The sequence below is a fragment of the Micromonospora sp. NPDC003197 genome (assembly GCF_053590565.1).
Window position 1 is genome coordinate 153,542 of record NZ_JBSFTE010000003.1, and the last position, 17,851, is coordinate 171,392.

19 protein-coding genes are annotated in these 17,851 nt (G+C 69.6%); 9 read left to right on the forward strand and 10 right to left on the reverse strand.

Annotated elements, in window-relative coordinates; all coding sequences use genetic code 11:
• Positions 1-2: 2 nt before the first annotated feature.
• Both ACWDV4_RS04715 and ACWDV4_RS04720 read left to right on the forward strand, forming a co-directional pair.
• Entirely contained in the window at positions 3-986 is a 984-nt protein-coding gene (locus ACWDV4_RS04715) for an ABC transporter ATP-binding protein (protein WP_449974880.1), read from the forward strand.
• Positions 983-2,086, forward strand: a complete 1,104-nt coding sequence (locus ACWDV4_RS04720) for an ABC transporter ATP-binding protein (protein WP_449974882.1) — start codon at positions 983-985, stop codon at positions 2,084-2,086. Before ACWDV4_RS04715 ends, ACWDV4_RS04720 begins: the two co-directional genes overlap by 4 nt.
• 67 nt (positions 2,087-2,153) lie before the next feature.
• On the opposite strand, the gene ACWDV4_RS04725 is transcribed toward ACWDV4_RS04720, so the two are convergent.
• Positions 2,154-2,549: a hypothetical protein gene (locus tag ACWDV4_RS04725; RefSeq protein WP_449975140.1), complete on the reverse strand. Its 396-nt coding sequence runs from the start codon at positions 2,547-2,549 to the stop codon at positions 2,154-2,156.
• Complete coding sequence (locus ACWDV4_RS04730) at positions 2,441-3,052, reverse strand: HNH endonuclease family protein (RefSeq protein WP_449974884.1); 612 nt, start codon at positions 3,050-3,052, stop codon at positions 2,441-2,443. The genes ACWDV4_RS04725 and ACWDV4_RS04730 overlap by 109 nt, the downstream gene beginning before the upstream one ends.
• 154 nt (positions 3,053-3,206) lie before the next feature.
• Here ACWDV4_RS04730 and ACWDV4_RS04735 point away from each other — a divergent pair, with 154 nt between their 5' ends.
• Positions 3,207-4,709 (forward strand): MFS transporter, encoded by a 1,503-nt coding sequence (locus ACWDV4_RS04735; RefSeq protein WP_449974885.1) that lies wholly within the window; start codon positions 3,207-3,209, stop codon positions 4,707-4,709.
• Between the two features lie 61 nt (positions 4,710-4,770).
• Here the strand turns inward: ACWDV4_RS04735 and leuA are convergent, their stop codons facing one another.
• Both leuA and ACWDV4_RS04745 read right to left on the reverse strand, forming a co-directional pair.
• Positions 4,771-6,567: a 2-isopropylmalate synthase gene (leuA, locus tag ACWDV4_RS04740; protein ID WP_449974887.1), complete on the reverse strand. Its 1,797-nt coding sequence runs from the start codon at positions 6,565-6,567 to the stop codon at positions 4,771-4,773.
• 320 nt (positions 6,568-6,887) lie between these two features.
• Positions 6,888-7,742 (reverse strand): hypothetical protein, encoded by an 855-nt coding sequence (locus tag ACWDV4_RS04745; RefSeq protein ID WP_449974888.1) that lies wholly within the window; start codon positions 7,740-7,742, stop codon positions 6,888-6,890.
• Positions 7,743-7,951: 209 nt separating this feature from the next.
• Here ACWDV4_RS04745 and ACWDV4_RS04750 point away from each other — a divergent pair, with 209 nt between their 5' ends.
• Positions 7,952-9,232 carry an aspartate kinase gene (locus ACWDV4_RS04750; protein ID WP_449974890.1) on the forward strand — a complete coding sequence of 427 codons (1,281 nt, stop codon included), beginning with the start codon at positions 7,952-7,954 and terminating at the stop codon, positions 9,230-9,232.
• A gap of 6 nt (positions 9,233-9,238) precedes the next feature.
• Positions 9,239-10,297, forward strand: coding sequence for an aspartate-semialdehyde dehydrogenase (locus ACWDV4_RS04755; protein WP_449974891.1), 1,059 nt, complete (start codon positions 9,239-9,241; stop codon positions 10,295-10,297).
• Positions 10,298-10,425: 128 nt separating this feature from the next.
• Here ACWDV4_RS04755 and ACWDV4_RS04760 read toward each other — a convergent pair whose 3' ends face one another.
• From ACWDV4_RS04760 to ACWDV4_RS04770, 3 genes are all read right to left on the reverse strand, one after another.
• Positions 10,426-11,892 carry a diguanylate cyclase gene (locus ACWDV4_RS04760; RefSeq protein WP_449974892.1) on the reverse strand — a complete coding sequence of 489 codons (1,467 nt, stop codon included), beginning with the start codon at positions 11,890-11,892 and terminating at the stop codon, positions 10,426-10,428.
• 125 nt (positions 11,893-12,017) lie between these two features.
• The gene (locus ACWDV4_RS04765; protein ID WP_449974893.1) at positions 12,018-12,320 is read right to left on the reverse strand and encodes a TraR/DksA C4-type zinc finger protein; all 303 of its coding nucleotides are present in this window, start codon (positions 12,318-12,320) and stop codon (positions 12,018-12,020) included.
• A 95-nt stretch (positions 12,321-12,415) separates the two neighbouring features.
• The gene (locus tag ACWDV4_RS04770) at positions 12,416-12,589 is read right to left on the reverse strand and encodes a hypothetical protein (RefSeq protein WP_449974894.1); all 174 of its coding nucleotides are present in this window, start codon (positions 12,587-12,589) and stop codon (positions 12,416-12,418) included.
• Positions 12,590-12,820: 231 nt separating this feature from the next.
• Here ACWDV4_RS04770 and ACWDV4_RS04775 point away from each other — a divergent pair, with 231 nt between their 5' ends.
• Both ACWDV4_RS04775 and ACWDV4_RS04780 read left to right on the forward strand, forming a co-directional pair.
• A complete protein-coding gene (locus ACWDV4_RS04775; RefSeq protein WP_449974896.1) occupies positions 12,821-13,093 on the forward strand; it encodes a hypothetical protein in 273 nt (90 codons plus the stop codon).
• A 64-nt stretch (positions 13,094-13,157) separates the two neighbouring features.
• Positions 13,158-13,481 carry a TraR/DksA family transcriptional regulator gene (locus ACWDV4_RS04780; protein ID WP_449974897.1) on the forward strand — a complete coding sequence of 108 codons (324 nt, stop codon included), beginning with the start codon at positions 13,158-13,160 and terminating at the stop codon, positions 13,479-13,481.
• Between the two features lie 62 nt (positions 13,482-13,543).
• Here the strand turns inward: ACWDV4_RS04780 and ACWDV4_RS04785 are convergent, their stop codons facing one another.
• Complete coding sequence (locus tag ACWDV4_RS04785) at positions 13,544-14,317, reverse strand: rod shape-determining protein (RefSeq protein WP_449974899.1); 774 nt, start codon at positions 14,315-14,317, stop codon at positions 13,544-13,546.
• 316 nt (positions 14,318-14,633) lie between these two features.
• Here ACWDV4_RS04785 and ACWDV4_RS04790 point away from each other — a divergent pair, with 316 nt between their 5' ends.
• Positions 14,634-15,482, forward strand: coding sequence for a rod shape-determining protein (locus ACWDV4_RS04790; RefSeq protein WP_449974900.1), 849 nt, complete (start codon positions 14,634-14,636; stop codon positions 15,480-15,482).
• A gap of 77 nt (positions 15,483-15,559) precedes the next feature.
• On the forward strand, positions 15,560-15,880 hold the full coding sequence (locus ACWDV4_RS04795; protein ID WP_449974901.1) for a TraR/DksA family transcriptional regulator: 321 nt from the start codon (positions 15,560-15,562) through the stop codon (positions 15,878-15,880).
• Positions 15,881-15,958: 78 nt separating this feature from the next.
• Here ACWDV4_RS04795 and ACWDV4_RS04800 read toward each other — a convergent pair whose 3' ends face one another.
• Both ACWDV4_RS04800 and ACWDV4_RS04805 read right to left on the reverse strand, forming a co-directional pair.
• Entirely contained in the window at positions 15,959-16,585 is a 627-nt protein-coding gene (locus tag ACWDV4_RS04800; RefSeq protein ID WP_449974903.1) for a response regulator, read from the reverse strand.
• Complete coding sequence (locus tag ACWDV4_RS04805) at positions 16,582-17,802, reverse strand: sensor histidine kinase (protein WP_449974904.1); 1,221 nt, start codon at positions 17,800-17,802, stop codon at positions 16,582-16,584. The genes ACWDV4_RS04800 and ACWDV4_RS04805 overlap by 4 nt, the downstream gene beginning before the upstream one ends.
• Positions 17,803-17,851 lie beyond the last annotated feature (49 nt).

A 17,851-nucleotide genomic window follows, 5' to 3' on the forward strand; every position in this document is an offset into this window, starting at 1 on the left:
AGATGAGCCTGCTCGACGTACGGGATCTCAGCGTCGTCTTCACCCGACGCGGAGCATCCTCCTTCACCGCCGTGGACGGTGTCAGTTTCACTGTGGAGCCGGGGCAGACCGTTGGTCTGGTCGGCGAATCGGGCTGCGGCAAGAGCGTCACCAGCCTGGCGATCATGGGCTTGTTGCCCAAGCGAGGCAACAAGATCGGCGGCGAGGTGCTGTTCGACGGAGTCGACCTGCTCAAGCTGCGCCCGGACGCCATGCAGGACCGGCGGGGCCGGGAGATCGGCATGATCTTCCAGGACCCGCTCTCCTCGCTGAACCCGGTCATTCCGATCGGTGTGCAGGTGGCGGAGGTCCTCGAACGGCACCAGGGCCGGGACCGCAAGCAGGCGCTACGGGAGGCCCGGGACCTGCTCGACGCGGTCGGCATCCCGGACCCGACCCGGCGACTGGACGAATATCCCCACCAGATCTCCGGCGGCATGCGCCAGCGGGCGCTCATCGCGATCGCGCTGGCCTGCAAGCCGCGACTGTTGATCGCCGACGAGCCCACCACGGCGCTCGACGTCACCATCCAGGCGCAGATCCTGACGCTGCTCAAGGAACTGGTCGACGAGACCGGCACCGCCCTGATCATGATTACTCACGATCTGGGAGTGGTCGCCGGGCTCTGTGACACGGTCAACGTGCTCTACGGCGGCAAGGTGGTGGAGACGGCACCTCGGCACGAACTGTTCGCCCGGCCTCGGCATCCGTACACCCATGGGTTGTTGAACTCGGTGCCGCGGCTGGACTCGCCCCGGGGCGAGCGGCTGCACACCATCCGTGGATCGGTCGCCGACAACGTCCCCTGGTCGGAGGCGTGTGCGTTCGCGCCCCGCTGCGACCGGGTGGTCGACGCCTGCGTGGGTGGTACGCCAGAGCTGGAGCCGACCGCCCGGGGTGGCCAGTTCCGCTGCAACAACCCGGTCCGCCAGGAGGTGGCAGCATGAGCGAGCCGAGTGGTGACACGCCGCTGATCGAGATTCGCGATCTGAAGGTGCACTTTCCGATCAAGAGCGGTATGCTCTTCGACCGGACTATCGGCTACGTCTACGCGGTCGACGGGGTCTCCCTCTCCATCCGGGCCGGTGAGACGTACGGGCTGGTCGGCGAGTCGGGCTGCGGCAAGTCGACGCTGGGCCGGGGGTTGTTGCGGCTGGTCGAGCCGACCGACGGCGAGATCATCTTCGACGGTACCGATGTGCGCGCGCTCAAGGGCGAGGAGATGCGCCTGGCCCGACGGCGGATGCAGATGATCTTCCAGGATCCGCTGTCCAGCCTCGACCCGCGTCAGTCGGTGCAGTCCCTGCTGGTCGAAGGGCTCAAGGCACACGGGCTCGCCGGGGACAAGGCGGAGACGGCGAAGCGGCTGCGGGAAGCCCTCGACTCGGTGGGGCTTCCGGCCTCGGCGCTGAGTAAGTATCCGCACGAGTTCTCCGGCGGCCAGCGGCAACGAATCGGCATCGCCCGGGCACTGGCCCTCGGGCCGGACCTGATCGTCGCCGACGAACCGGTCTCCGCGCTCGATGTGTCGATCCAGGCCCAGGTGCTCAACCTGATGGAGGACCTTCAGGCAGAGCACGGGCTGACGTACCTGATCATCGCCCACGACCTGGCGGTGGTACGGCACATCGCCGACACGGTCGGGGTGATGTACCTCGGCGGCCTGGTGGAGGAGGCGTCCAGCGACGACCTGTACCGGGCGCCGATGCACCCGTACACGAAGGCGCTGATGTCGGCGGTGCCGGTGCCGGACCCGCTGGTCGAGGACCGTCGGGAACGGATCCTGCTCGCCGGTGACCTGCCCTCGCCGGCCAACCCGCCGTCGGGCTGCCGGTTCCACACCCGCTGCCCATGGGCCCAGCCGACGAGGTGTGCCGATGAACGGCCAGCGTTGCGGGAGTTGGCGACCGGGCACCGGGTGGCCTGCCACTTTGCCGAGGAGATCGCCGCCGGCAAGCTGCGGGCGCACGAGGTGGAACCGGAGCTGGTCCGGCCCAGTGACTCGGCCGCACCAGGTGATCCGGGTGAGCTGATCCCGACGCCGTGACGCCATAGGTGTTAGGAAGGGCCCCTTCTTATGCAAAAAGCGATAAGAAGGGGCCCTTCCTAACACCTCAGCCCTTGGGGCGGTCGAGGAGACCGACGGCGATCGTGTGCACCGCGTCGAGACTGGCCGGGTCGGCCAGCGGGGCCCGACCGCCGGTCACCACGTACCATTCGTCAGCGTCCTTGTACTGGATGTGCAGGGTGACCTGACCTGCTTCGTACTCGGTGCGCAGGGTCAGGTCACCGGTGATCACGCCCACCTCGTCGGTCATCACCCCGCCGGGGCCGGCGGTGATGTCTGCGGTACGGCTGACCGGGGCGTTCTTGTCGCCTCCGGCGGGTGTTGGGGGTTGACTCATCGACATGTCCCCAGCATGTCGGAGAGGGTGGCCTTCTCGTCGGCCGTAACGGAAAGTTTCCAGTGGTGCTTGACCGTGATCCAATTCTCGGCGTATTTGCACCAGTGTTCCCGATTCGCCGGTTTCCACTGGGTCGGGTTCTGGTCACCTTTGGCCCGGTTTGAGGAGGCGGAGACCGCCAGTAGCTGCGGTCGGGTCAGATCGTTGGCGAAGTCGCCCCGCTTCGTGTCATCCCACTCGTCTGCGCCGGAGCGCCAGGCGTTGGCCAGCGGTACGGTGTGATCAATGTCCACATCGGACGGATCGGTGAAGCTGGCGTTGTCGTACACGCTGTTCCACCGGCCGCCGACGACGTTACAGCCGGAGAGCTTGATGTCGGTGCCGTCCCGCTCAAGCACGCTGTCGCGGACGTCGCAGTTCTTACCGGTCTTGCGCCAATGCGGAAACTTCTTCCGGCTGTAGCCGCTCATCGTGCCCTCTTTGGCCACCTTGAGCTGGGCGAGTTGCGCGGTGGCGTCCCCGCCGCCGCTGGACGGGCTGGCAGGTCCGGACGGCTCCTCGTCCGAGACGGCGCAACCGGCGACCCCGCCGAGCGCGACCGCCGTCATGAGCGCGGCCACCGTCGTGCGCCAAGATCTTGATTTGGTACGAGAGAACGGCACCCATCCAGCTTGCGCGGTTTTCGCCCGGAGGCACAGCATCTCCGCGCGGGTTTTGGCAATTCGTGTGATTAGCCACGTCCCGAGGGGCAGATTGGCAGACATGAACCAGCCCGCCGCGCCGCTGCGCCTGCACGGGCCGGCGGGGCGGGGGACGCTGCTCGCCACGATCCTCGCCTCCGGCATGGTCTTCCTGGACAGTACGGTGGTCAACGTCGCGCTCCCGCATCTGGGTGCCGACCTGCACAGTGACACGGCCGGCCTACAGTGGACGGTCAATGGCTTCCTGCTTACCCTGGCCGCCTTCGTTCTACTCGGCGGTGGCCTGGGGGACCGGTTCGGTCGCCGGCGGATCTTCCTGCTCGGCGTACTGGGGTTCACCGGCGCCTCGGTGCTGTGCGGGGTCGCCCCGACCATCGAGTGGCTGATCATCGCCCGGGTTCTTCAGGGTATCGGCGGTGCGCTGCTCACCCCCGGCTCGCTCGCACTGCTCCAGGCGAGCTTCCACCCGGACGACCGGGGCCGGGCGATCGGGGCATGGTCCGGGCTCGCCAGCGTGTCGACCGCCCTCGGCCCGTTCGTTGCGGGCTGGTTGATCGACACCCTTTCCTGGCGCTGGATCTTCCTGATGAACGTGCCGCTCGCGCTGGTCGTGCTGGTCGCGGCACTGCGCTGGATACCGGAGAGCCGCGATCCGGGTGCCGGCCACACAACCGGAGCGGAGGCGGGCGGACACCACCGGCAGGCTCGGCGCGACCGGCAGGATCGACACGAGCGGAGAGACCGGCGGCACCGGTTCGACCTGGCTGGGGCACTGCTCGGCGCGCTGGGCCTGGCCGGGGTGACGTACGCGTTGATCGAGGCCCGGCAGTACGGCGGCGGATCGGTTCCGGTGCTGGCGGCGGCCCTGGTCGGGGTGGTCGCCTCGGTGGCGTTCGTCCTGGTCGAGCGGCGACGGGGCGGTACGGCGATGCTGCCACCCGAGCTGTTCCGCAGTCGGCTCTTCTCCGTACTCAACGGCTACACGGTGGCCGTCTACGCGGCACTGAGCGGCCTGACCTTCTTCCTGGCCCTGCAACTACAGACCGTCTCCGGCTACTCGGCGCTGGCGACCGGGTTGGCGACCCTGCCGATGACGATCCTGCTCCTGGTCGGCTCGCCCCGGGCGGGGGCGCTGGCCACCCGGATCGGTCCGCGTCTGCCGCTGACCGTGGGCCCGCTGGTGGCCGCCGTCGGGTTTCTGCTGCTGCGCGGGATCGACGCACACGCACCGTACTGGACCGAGGTGTTTCCCGGGGTGGCGTTGTTCGGACTCGGGATGACCCTGGTGGTCGCCCCGCTGACCGCGTCGGTGCTGGGCGCGGTGGCGGACCGGTTCGCCGGGGTGGCCAGCGGCACCAACAATGCCGCATCCCGGGCTGGTGGGCTGCTCGCCGTGGCGGCGTTACCGCTGCTGGTCGGCCTCTCCGAGCACGGTTACGGCGTACCCGCCGAGTTCACGGCGGCCTTTCGGGCGGCGATGTACTGGTGTGCCGGCCTGATGCTGGTCGGCGCGGTCCTGGCGGCCTTGCTGGTCCACGGCCCGACCCGCGAGGCGGGGCGATGAGCGTGCGTAGGGACGAACGTGGGCGGTGCCGGCGTCGTGCCGACACCACCCACGGCAGACGTCAGCCGCGTACCCGGTTCACCGCGCTGGTCACCGCACGGATCGAGGCGGTGACGATGTTGGCGTCCAGCCCGACCCCCCAGACGGTACGACCGTCGACCTCACACTCGACGTACGCCGCAGCTCGGGCGTCACCGCCGGAGGACATGGCGTGCTCGGCGTAGTCGAGCACCCGTACCTGGATGCCCAGGGTGTGCAGGGTGTTGACGTACGCGTCGATCGGACCGTTACCGACCGCGGAGAGCGACCGGCGCTCCCCGGCGAAGTCCAGCTCGGCGCTGATCTCGACCTTGTCCTCGACGGTGGCGGTGGTGTAGCCCACCAGCGAGACCTTCGGGTCCGCCTGGTGGTCGACCAGGTACTCGCCAGCGAAGATGTCCCACATCCGACCCGGATCCACCTCGCCGCCGTCGGCGTCGGTGCGCTGCTGCACCACGCCGGAGAACTCGATCTGGAGCCGTCGGGGCAGGTCCAGCTGGTGCTCCGCCTTCATGATGTACGCGACGCCGCCCTTGCCGGACTGCGAGTTGACCCGGATGACCGCCTCGTACGTCCGGCCCAGGTCCTTCGGGTCGATCGGCAGGTACGGCACCTCCCAGGCGTACTCGTCGACCGGCACTCCGGCGGCGGCCGCGTCGGCGGTCAGCGCGTCGAAGCCCTTCTTGATGGCGTCCTGGTGCGAGCCGGAGAAGGCGGTGAAGACCAGGTCACCCGCGTACGGGTGGCGCTCGTGCACCGGCAGTTGGTTGCAGTATTCGACGGTCCGCCGGATCTCGTCGATGCCGGAGAAGTCGATCTGCGGGTCGATCCCGTGCGAGAAGAGGTTCATGCCCAGCGTGACCAGGTCGACGTTGCCGGTGCGTTCACCGTTGCCGAACAGGCAGCCCTCGATCCGGTCGGCACCGGCCAGCAGGCCCAGTTCGGCGGCGGCGACGCCGGTGCCCCGGTCGTTGTGCGGGTGCAGCGACAGGATGATGCTGTCCCGTCGGGGCAACCGCCGGTTCATCCACTCGATCGAGTCGGCGTAGACGTTGGGCATCGCCATCTCGACGGTCGCCGGCAGGTTGATGATCAGTGGGCGGTCCGGGGTCGGGGCGATCACGTCGATCACCGCCGAGCAGACCTCCAGCGCGTAGTCCAGCTCGGTCCCGGTGTACGACTCGGGCGAGTACTCGTAGTAGATGTCGGTGTCCGGGGTGTGGATCTCGGCGTACTTCTGGCACAGCCGGGCACCCTGGGTGGCGATGTCGGTGATGCCGTCCTTCTCCAACCCGAAGACCACTCGACGTTGCAGGGTCGAGGTCGAGTTGTAGAAGTGCACGATCGCCCGCTTGGCACCCCGGAGCGACTCGAACGTCCGCTCGATCAGGTGCTCCCGGCACTGGGTGAGCACCTGGATGGTGACGTCGTCGGGGATCAGGTCCTGCTCGATCAGCTGACGGACGAAGTCGAAGTCGGTCTGACTGGCCGAGGGGAAGCCGACCTCGATCTCCTTGTAGCCCATCCGGACCAGCAGCTGGAACATCCGCCGCTTGCGCTCGGGGGACATCGGGTCGATCAGGGCCTGGTTACCGTCGCGCAGATCGACCGCGCACCAGCGGGGGGCGGCTTCGACCTGCCGGCTCGGCCACTGCCGGTCCGGCAGGTCGACCGGGAACTGCCGGTGGTAGGGCTGGTAGCGCTGGTAGGGCATCTGGCTGGACCGCTGCGTAGCGATGGGATCTGTGCCGGTGGGCGTGGTGGGCTCAGTGCCGGTGGAGGCGGCTGGGTGCGCCATGGGGAGATCTCCCGTGGTCATGTGGGTGAGCGTTGAACGGCGTCGCTGCCGAGAAGGTGCATCTGGTGGTCGTACGGAGGTCGACCGGTGTGTGCTGGACGGCGCGCGTCAACTCCGCGACGAGGTGCCGGCCGGATGGGCCTCGTCGCGGCACAGAAGGAGGAGCGCCTGCCACATGACAATGGTGACCCTAGGTGGTTACGACAAGATCTGGAAAATCCCGTCCAGTAAGTGGGATTGCGCTACAGCGAGTGTGCCGTATCGGGGGAATTGTGAGCGAGTCGGACATGCCAATTGTGGCTAACTGCACTCGTACCGGGACGGAGCTGATGCTGGGGCGGTCAGCCAGCGGGCGTGGGTGACACCTCCGCCGAAGCCGACGGCGTCGGCGGTGCGGTCATCCCCAGCGGTTCCCCGTCGACCACCGGTCCGGGCAGCGTGACCGTTGGCGGGGCCGGGCTCGGCGTACCGGCCAGGACAAGGGTGCCGAACGCCACGCGGACCCCGGTCAGCGTGCCGTCGGCGTCGTAGCAGTAGATGCCGACATCCAGCGGTGCGGCGAGCGACGCGGAGGTCGAGTCGACCGAGAAACAGGTGCCCCGGGTGCCGGGTAGCGGTCGACTGGTCGAAACGGCCAATGGTGCCTGCCGGTCGATCAGCACGCTGCGCCAGTCGGTGAACAGATGCTGCACGCGCGGATCGATCTTGCTGGCGATCCGGCCGTTCGGCGGGGCGACCCGGACACAGGTGGTCGGCTCCGGCCGCTGCGGCGACTGAAGGGCGCACTGGAAGATGCCCGAGGCGGTCTGGACGATCGAGATGTCGGCGGTGCCACCGAGCGCGCCACCCGGAATGTCGACCCGCCAGGTGCGATCCGCAGCGTGGGTGACGACCACCGTACGGTTCGGTCGCTCGGCGACGGTCATCGTGTAGGAGGCCACCAGGTGGCGGTCCGCAGCCGCCGCTGCCAGAGCGGCGAGCTGCGCCCGCGCCTCGTTGGCCGGGGCCGAAGCGGCGTCGCTGGTGGTCGTCGGTGCGGGCGGCGGTTCGTCTGCCGTACAACCGCCCAACAGGACCGGTAGGCCGAGCGCGACAGCGCCGAGGAGGTGCCGGACGCGGCTGGCGAAGTGGGCACGAGGGGCAGCAAACAGCACACCACGGCGAGTGGGGGAGGAAAGGGCGGCACCGGGACGCACCCCGCCATTGTCCGGGTGATCGCGCCTCGCTGTACGGCTACCCACCCTGTCGTGGCTCGGCGTGTCGTTGTTTGGCTCAGGCCGGATGGTGGGATCACAGACTCCGGTGCCGAGACCCGCCCGATACCCTGAGGAGGTCTCATACGGCGCCGCCGGCTACAGACCGGCGGCGTTGGCACGCTCAGAACCGTCGGAGGGAGTGGCCGGTCGTGGCACTGGTGGTGCAGAAGTACGGCGGTTCCTCAGTCGCCGATGCCGAGCGGATCAAACGGGTGGCCGAGCGGATCGTGTCGGCCCGCAAGGGCGGCGACGACGTGGTTGTCGTGGTCTCCGCGATGGGCGACACCACCGACGAACTGCTCGACCTGGCACATCAGGTCAGTCCGTTGCCGGCCGGGCGGGAACTGGACATGCTGCTCACCGCCGGAGAGCGGATCTCGATGGCGCTGCTTGCCATGGCGATCCACAACCTCGGTTACGAGGCGCGGTCCTACACCGGTTCCCAGGCCGGGGTGCTGACCACCTCGGTGCACGGCAGGGCCCGGATCATCGACGTCACTCCCGGCCGGTTGCAGAGCGCCCTCGACGAGGGGGCGGTGGCGATCGTCGCCGGTTTCCAGGGCGTCTCGCAGGACACCAAGGACATCACCACCCTGGGTCGGGGCGGCTCCGACACCACCGCGGTGGCGCTGGCGGCGGCGTTGAACGCCGACGTCTGCGAGATCTACACCGACGTGGACGGGGTCTTCACCGCCGATCCCCGAATCGTCCCCAACGCACGTCACATCAAGCAGATCACGTACGAAGAGATGCTGGAGTTGGCCGCCTGTGGCGCGAAGGTGCTGCACTTGCGCAGCGTCGAGTACGCGCGGCGAGCCGGGTTGCCGATTCACGTGCGCTCGTCATACTCGACCAACACCGGCACCATGGTCACCGGATCGATGGAGGACCTTCCCGTGGAGCAAGCACTGATCACCGGGGTCGCCCACGACCGGAGCGAGGCGAAGATCACTATCGTCGGCGTTCCGGACGAGCCGGGGGCTGCCGCGCGGATCTTCGAGACGGTAGCGGGCGCTGAGATCAACCTCGACATGATCGTGCAGAACGTGTCGACCGGGGTGCCCGCCCCGCAGAGCGCTGGTCGTACCGACATCTCCTTCACGCTGCCTCAGGGCGACGGGCCGACCGCGATGGCGGCGCTGAGCAAGATCCAGAAGGATGTCGGCTTCGTCGGCCTGCTCTTCGACGACCACGTTGGCAAGGTCTCGCTGGTGGGGGCCGGGATGCGGTCCCACCCGGGCGTGGCGGCCAAGTTCTTCGCCGCGCTCGCTGATGCCGGCGTCAACATCGAAATGATCTCCACTTCCGAGATCCGGGTCTCGGTGGTGTGCCGGGACACCGACCTCGACCTGGCAGTCCGGTCCATCCACGAGGCATTCGACCTCGGTGGTGAAGACGAAGCCGTGGTCTACGGCGGAACCGGGAGGTAGCTCCCCATGGCCAAGCCCACCCTCGCCGTTGTCGGAGCGACCGGTGCCGTCGGCACCGTCATGTGCGAACTGCTCTCCGCCCGCAAGAACGTCTGGGGTGAGATCCGGCTACTGGCCTCGGCCCGCTCAGCGGGTCGAAAGGTGCGCTGCCGGGGCGAGGAGCTGACCGTCCAGGAGCTGACCGCAGAGGCGTTCGACGGCGTCGACGTGGCCATGTTCGACGTGCCCGACGAGGTCTCCGCGCAGTGGGCGCCGGTGGCGGTGGCGCGCGGTGCCGTGGTGGTCGACAACTCCGGCGCGTTCCGACTGGACCGGGACGTGCCGCTGGTCGTACCCGAGATCAATCCGGAGCAGGTCCGTAACCGCTCCCGGGGGATCATCGCCAACGCCAACTGCACCACCCTCGCCATGATCGTGGCGGTTGCCCCGCTACACCGCGAGTACGGCCTGCGTGAGCTGGTCCTCGCCTCCTACCAGGCCGTCTCCGGGGCCGGTCAGATCGGCGTCGACACCCTGCACGACCAACTCTCGAAGATTGCCGGCGACCGGGTGCTCGGCTCCCGGCCGGGCAACGTACGGCAGGCCGTCGGTGACGACCTCGGGCCGTTCCCCGCACCGATGGCGCTCAACGTGGTTCCCTGGGCTGGTTCGCTCGCTGACGGCGGCTGGTCGTCGGAGGAGCTGAAACTGCGCAACGAGTCGCGCAAGATCCTCGGTCTGCCGGATCTCAAGGTCTCCGCCACCTGTGTACGGGTGCCGGTGGTCACCGCCCACTCGGTGGCCGTACACGCCGTCTTCGGGGCCGAGGTGGACGCCGAAGGCGCCCGGGAGGCGCTGCGAAACGCCCCCGGCGTGATCCTGGTGGACGACCCAGCGGCCGGTGAGTTTCCGATGCCGATCGACGCGGTGGGCACCGACCCGTCGTGGGTCGGGCGGATCCGGCGGTCGGTCGACGACCCGAGGGCGCTCGACTTCTTCGTCACGGGTGACAACCTGCGCAAGGGGGCGGCCCTGAATACCGCCCAGATCGCCGAACTGCTCGCCGCCGAGTTCTCGGCCCGCTGACCCCGGCGACAGTGCACCCAGCGACGGCGCACCCGGTTGCCGATCAGACTGGGCCGGCTGGCCGCTGGCCGCTGGCCGCTGGCGGCTGGTTGCTGGCCGCTGGCGGCTGGTTGCTTGCCGGTTGCCGGTCAGGCTGGGGCTAGGCGGACGCCGTCGCGGCCCTCCCGCTTGACGCCGTAGAGCGCCTCGTCCGCCCGACGCAGCGTCAGTTCGGGTGGCTCCCCGTCGTGCCGTAGCGCGACCCCGACACTGATCGTCCGGTCTATCCGTCGAGCCGCCTCGGCCAGCCGCTCGGCGATGCCCACCGCCTCCTCCGGGCGGGCCACCTCGATGACGGCGACGAACTCGTCCCCGCCGATCCGGTACAGCTCGTCGCCCTGACGTAGCGCGGCCTCCAACGCTCGGGCGAGATCCACCAGCACCTGGTCGCCGACCTGGTGTCCGTACGTGTCGTTGATGACCTTGAAGTCGTCGACGTCGATGGCGAGCAGCGCGGTACGCCCCGGCGTGGCGGCGGCGATCCGCTCCCCGAACGGCCCATGGTGTCGGAGCCCGGTCAACGGGTCGGAGGTGGCCAGTTCGTGCAGCTTCGCCAAACTGCTCAGCCGATCCAGACAGGCCCAGACCTGGGCAGCGAGTAGTTCGACCAGCCCGAGTGTGCTCGACTCCGGGCTGACCTGCCGCTCGTCTGCCACCAGCAACACCCCGCCGGTCTCCGGCTTCCCGAACGGGACGATGATCAACGTGCCGACTCCGGCCGCGATCAGCGGCGCGTACCCGGCTTCGGCAGCCGGCAGCGGTGGTGCCGCGTAGTCGGCACCAGCTCCCGACGGCGGCGCGTCGCCAATGGTGCACGCGGCACCGTACCGGTGGGCCCAGGAATGGATGCGCTCCAACGCCGGCTGGCCGGCCTCGGCCAGCCCCGCACGGACCCGGGCCTCCAGTACGCCCAGCGGGATGGTCGCCGGACCGACCCACAGCCCCTGGGTACGGGTCAGCACGAGGATCGCTGCGGAGAATCCGGCGATGTCGCGGGCGGCCTCGGTGGTGGCAATCGCCAACTCCCGCTCGGTGACCGCCGTGGTCAGCGCGGTGCTGTGCCGCAGCGTCCGCTCGCTGCGACTCTCCACCGGAGCGCCCCCGAGCTGCTCGATGCGTACGCCGAGGGTGGTGGCGATCCGTTCGACGCTGTCCGGCCACTGATCGAGGTCGACCGGGCTGCTCCACACCAGGTCCAGCACCCCGATCGGGCAACCTGCGGAGTCCCGGATCGGGGCGCACAGTTGTGCCGTGGCGCCGGGTGGCAGCAGAAGATGATCGGAATCATCGGGCTCGGGAAAGACGGTCTCAGTCTTGCCCGAGACGTAGACCCGGCCCACCGCACCGATTCCCGGGGCGACACCGGACGGAACCTGCCACGCGCCGGTGGCGGAGACACACCGGAGCTGGTCGCGCACTAGCAGCAGCACGGAGATCCGGGCAGGCGTACGCTGACCGAGGGCGGCCACCGTTGCCTGGCATGCCGCCAGCACACTCGTCGCCCGGGAAAGACGGGCCACGACATCGCGGATGATTCGTTCGTGATCTAGGCGCACATTGGGCGTTTCGGGGTGAGGGGCAGAGGGGTCGCCCGGCGGGCCGGGCGGAGTTGCCCCAGCTTACTCAGCGTGCTGCGGTTTTGCCGATCGCCTGATGGGCGAGATGCTCCGGACCCACCGATTCACGGTTCGCAGGACGTGCAGAATCGGGCCGTCGGCTGCCGGGCCAGGCGCTCGATCGGGATCTCCATACGACACCGCTCGCAGCAGCCGTAGCCGTCATGATCCAGATAGTGCAGGGCTCGGGCGATGTCGCCCAACGCCTGTCGGGACGCGGCGGTCAACGCGGCAGCGGTGTCGACGTCGCCGCCCTGGCAGCGGCTGTTGCCGGCCTGCCGGCCGAGCAGCTCCAACTGGGTGCTGTGGCGTTCGTACTGCTCCTCCAACACCATCCGCAGCACGCCGAGTTCGCCCTTTCTGGGCACGGTCCGCACAGTGGGTTCCTTCCGAACGACGGTGACAAGACGAAGGGCGGAGTGCTGTCGCACCCCGCCCGCCTGGAAGATCGACCAAACTCGTACTAACGGGCGGGCGGCCCCCGGTCACCGGGGCGTGGCGCGCGCGGTGGGGCGACGAGTGGCGTACCACCCTGGCGACGTCCGGTCCCAGCCGAGGCGCCGACGATCCGCGCCGGAGTCTCGGGGCGGTCGGTGGTGGTGGCGACGACGACCAGCGGCAGGTGGCGAGCGGTCACGGTCCCACACCCGCAGCTGGGCGGGCGTACATCGCAGGACCGACCGTGGGCGACCACGGCGTCACCATAGCCGCTGACCAGGCTTTGACTACTGCGGCCCGGGCCGACACCCGGCCCTGGTCGATCAGCGCGGGGCAGCTTCGGCCCGAGCGGAACGACTGTTTCCGGGGTATCTGAGGTTCCCTGGGCAATGCATTGGTTTCCGGCTGGTTCGGGCCCTATGGTGTCCGGATGGAGCGGGTGGTGCAGTTCGAGCCGACCGGGGTCGCCGCAGCGACACCGGAGCTGGCCGCTGCGCTGACACCGGAATTGGCTGCCGTTCGGGCGCCGGAACTGGCTGCCGTTCTGCCGTCGACCGGGGCTCGCCGGGCGGTTTCCATCCACATTGCCACCACCGGCGACGACACCTACGTCGTACCCGCCGACTCGCCGCGGAGCGCCTCCGCGACCTACGGGCTGCCGAGCCCTATCCCAGCCGGCCGTAGCCCGCCGGTGGTCGCGTGACACGCAGACACGGCCACCAGGGCGGAGCTTATTAGCTCCGGCCTTTTTCTTTTTGGGGGACAACATGAGCACCGACACCCAGAGCGCCGCCGAGCGTGACTGGATCAAGGATCTGCGTGCCTCGCTGACCAGTGAGTTCGAGACGCAAACGGCTCGACTGACCGAGCTCACCTCGGATGCGGGAGATTCCGGTGAGGCACACACCCGGGCGGCGCTGATCGCCACCACCCGGCAGAGCCTCAGCCAGGTCACCGAGGCGCTGCGCCGAATCGCCGAAGGCCGGTACGGCAGCTGCGAGAAATGCGGAAGCGACATTCCCCGGGAGCGGCTGGAGATCCTGCCGCACGCCCGATTCTGTGTGCCATGCCAGCAGAAGCACGGAGCCTGACCATCAACACCCGGCCGGCCGGGCGGGCGCAGTAACGCGCCGGCCGGCCGGCCGTCAGTCAGTCAGGCGGTCATCAACAGACGTAGGCCCCGGATGGTGGCCAGCCGACTGTCCACAGGCATCGTCACGATCCGACCGGTGAGGGCTGCGAGCCGCGAGGCCACATTCGGGCCGGCCGCGCCCCCGCCGGTCAGCAGCAGCAGGCGTCGGTGTCCCAGTCGGGCCGACTCACAGGTCAGCTGCCGTACCGTAGCCGCAATGGCCGGTACCTGGTCGAGCAGATTGCCCGGGCCGACCCGCTCAGCAGCGGTGACCGTGCCCCCGGTGATCCGGACCACCTCGGTACGCCCCTGTCCCAGGTCCACCGCCACCACGTCGTTGCTGGTGTCCAGGCTCGATCGGCAGGAGAGGGCAGCAGCCAGTGGCTCCTCGACGGCCACCACCCGACCCCCGGTCACCCGGCCCACGGCGGCGGTGAGGAGATCCTGCTGCCACAGGGTGGCGGTGGCGGGCACACCGACGAGCACCGGCGACACGTCGCCAGCCGGCCGTGCGCTGGCCGTGATCAGCGCCTGCAACAGGTGTACGCAGGCCCGGAAGTCGTCAATCACGCCGTCCTGGATCGGACGGACCAGCCGTACCCCGCCGGACCTGGCGAGCGTCAGCGCCGCCTGGCCCACCGCACGGGCCACCCCCGCTGAGTCGTAGGCCACCACCGTCGGCTCGTCGATGACCGAGCCGGCCGCCGGCGTCCAGATCCGGACATTCGCCGTACCCAGGTCGATAGCCAGCGGATGCGGGACGCCGGGACGGGCGTACACACCAGGGCCGAGCATCGCAGCGCTCCTTCCACGCAGATCAGCCAGGGACTGCTACCCACAGTCGAGGTTCTTTCGCAGGTCGACGGTGGTCGGGGCGGGGCGTTGCCCGCTCAGCCGTCCATGAGTCCGGCCACCATAGTCGTACGGTCAGGAAATCGCCACGCTGTGCAGGTAATTCCGGGATCGCCGGGGGCACTCTTTGCCGACAGCCGGCAAAGAGCGGGGCCATTGTTCGCCGCAGGCAGCCCGTGTCGCAAACGGTGCCAGGGCGCACGCTGGAACTTCGATGTCCAAATGCAGACGTCGTACCGGAGCCAGCGAGGAGGCGGTGATGACGATCAGTACGGCAAGCCCGGAGCGGGCCGGCTCGACCGTTCGCCGACGCTCGTCCGTCGCAGCACAGCTGTCCGAACCCGACACCGACACCCGTCCGGCCGCGATCACCGCCACCGGTCCGGCCGCGATCGCCGTCGACCTGGGCAGTGGTCAGGCTCGGGTCTGGACCGCCGAGAACGGTGAACGCACCGCCAGCGCCACCAGCGCGGCCCTCGGACGGACCGTGCCGCTGTTGCGTCGGGGCCGGATCGTCGACGATGCCGGCTGCGTCGCCCTCCTCACCCGACTACTCGAAGAACACCACGACCGGCCGGCAGGCCCCCCGGTCGTGGTGGCCTGCCGGCCGGTACTGACCACTGCGGACGATCAGGCCCGGCTCCGCCAGGTGCTGACCGCCGCGTTCGCCCCGGCCCGGATCCTGCTGCTCGACACCGTGCTGGCGGCGGCGATGGGGGCCGGCGCGGCGAGCGGTGTGCTGCTGGTCGTCGACATCGGGGAGCAGTTGACCGAGGTGGCGATGATCGCAAACAACCGGGTGGTTGCCGCACGTCGGGTAGATCTGGGCACCGGAGACCTGGACCTGGGGGTCAGCGCCGACCTGCTCGCCGACATCGTCACCCGGCTGGTCGCGCAGTTGGAGCCGGAACCTGGCGGCCGACGACCGACGACGCCACCGAGCGCCGTGCTGGTGGTGGGGGGCGGTGCCAATACCGCCAGGCTGACCAGGCGTCTGGCGGCCGACCTGCACGTACCCGTACGCCGGGTACCCGAGCCGCTCAGCTCGGCGGTGACCGGCGCCGGACGTGCCGCACTGGCAGCGGTCCGCCACCCCGCTCTCGGCTGACCAGCCGGAATCCCATCGTCTCCGAGTCACGTCGTTGCGGACGTGGACTCCTCCCCTACGTCGGAAGGACCAGGTACGTGACCAGCACCGTGCACAACCCCGCCGAGCTGTTCCGCGACACCCTGGAAGAGCAGTTCAAGGCCCACACTGACCAGTTGACCGAGCTGACGGTGTTCAGCCGGCAGCCCGATCTCGGTGGTTACGACCGGGACACCCTCAACGGGTTGATCGCCTCCGCCCGGCAGGGCGTGGCCGACGCCGCGCAGGCGCTGCGCCGGATGTCCGAAGGGACGTACGGCATCTGTGAGCGCTGCCAGGGGAGCATCCCGACCGGACGGTTGGAGATCCTGCCGCACGCCCGGTTCTGCGTACCGTGCCAGCAGAAGCAGGCCGGCTGAGCCCTGCCCCAGCCGCCCAGGTTCGGGCCGGACCCGTTCGAGCCGGCCAGGCTCGGGTCGGACAGTGACTGGCGGCGGTCAGCGGATGGCGCCCCGGCGGCGGGCCTCCGCTACCGCCGCCGTCCGGTTGTCGACGCCGAGCTTGGTGAAGACCTGCACCAGATGGGACTTGACCGTCGCTTCGGTGATGAAAAGCTGTCGACCGATGGCCTGGTTGCCCAGGCCGTCGGCGACCATCTGCAGGATCTCGGTCTCCCGGCGAGTAAGGGACCGGCCGGGGGAGCGGACCCGGGACACCAGCCGAGTGGCCACCGACGGGGCGAGCACGGTCTCACCTGCGGCGGCGGTACGGATCGCGGCCAGCAGGTCCGTCGGGTCGGCGTCCTTGAGCAGGTAGCCGGTCGCCCCGGCCTCGATCGCGGGCAGGATGTCGGCGTCACTGTCGTACGTGGTCAGGATCAGCACCCGGGGTGGCTGGGACATCGTCCGGATGCGCCGGGTGGCCTCGGCACCGTCGATGCCGGCACCGAGTTGCAGGTCCATCAACACCAGATCGGGGCGTAGCTCGGTGACCTGGTCGAGGGCTGCCTCCCCGGTGGCGGCCTCCCCGACGATGGTGATCCCGGGATCGGCGTCGAGCGCCGCCCGCAAGCCACCCCGGACGATGGGATGGTCGTCGACGAGTAGAACCCGGATGCTGGTCATGGCACCTCATCGGTGAGCGGGACGGTGGCACCGAGCACGGTGCCGTGCCCAGGCGCGGATTCGACGACGAGGGATCCGCCGACCTCGGCCAGTCGGGCCCGCATGGCCGCCAGGCCGAGACCAGTGCCGGCGGTCGGACCGGAGAGCGCCGGAAGTTGGGGATCGAAGCCGCGCCCGTCGTCGGCCACGTCGAGGCTGACCGCGTGCGGCAGATAGGTGAGGGTGACCACCACCCGTCGGGCGGCGGCGTGCGAGCGGACGTTGCCGAGTGCCTCCTGGGCCGCCCGCAGCAGGCTCACCTCGATCCGGGTGGGCAGCGGAGCGGGCTCGCCTTCCACAGTGAATCGGCCGTCCAGGCCGAACTCGCCGGTGCCGTCCACCAAGCGGCGCAGGGCCTCGGGCAGGGACCGGCCGACCAGCTCCGCCGGGGCGAGGGCCCGGACCAAGCGCCGCGTGTCGTCCAGGGCGGAATGCGCCGCAGCGGTGGCCGTGTCCAGCTGGTGTCGGGCGGCGGCGGGCGCGTCGAGGTACGCGTTCCGCGCCGCCCGCAGCAGCAGAATGATGCTGGAGAGGCTCTGGGCGACGGTGTCGTGGATCTCGCGGGCCAGCCGTTCTCGTTCGGCGAGGGTGCCAGCCCGGCGCTCGGTAGCGGCGAGCTGGTCCTGGGCGGCGGTCAGTTCCGCCAGCAGCCGGTCCCGGATGTCCGTCTCCCGGCGTAGGCCCTGATAGACCAGGGTGATCACGATTGCGACCGCAGCCCCGATGACCGGGCCGAGTGCGGCTCCCGGGTCGAGCCGTCCCCGGTGCAGGCCGAACGCGGCGATCACCCCGGCGGTCAGTACGGCGACGGTCGGGAGTGCGCCGGCCAGCGGCAGGAGCTGCGGGTAGAGCAGGAACAGGACGAAGGCCAACCAGACGAAGTCCACCGAGAGGGTCACCAGCCCCGCCCAGCCGGCGGTGAGCACAAGCAGCCAGGCCAGTCCGAGCCAGCCGGCGCGGGTACGCTCCGTCAGCAGCCCCGAGCCACGGTGGGCCACCACGACGCCCACGGTGTACCACGCGCCGAGGAGCAGGGCGCCGGTCAGCACGACCACCGCCGGCCGGCCGTCGAGTACGGCTCGCGCCGCCCCCACCGCGAGCAACCCGATGAACAGGACGTGCTCGGCCCGGCGGAGCAGGACCAGCGCGACCGAACCGGAGAGTGCGACGTCACCCATGACGCTACCGACAGTAGTGGTACCGGTGACGGGTCGACCCCCAACTTTG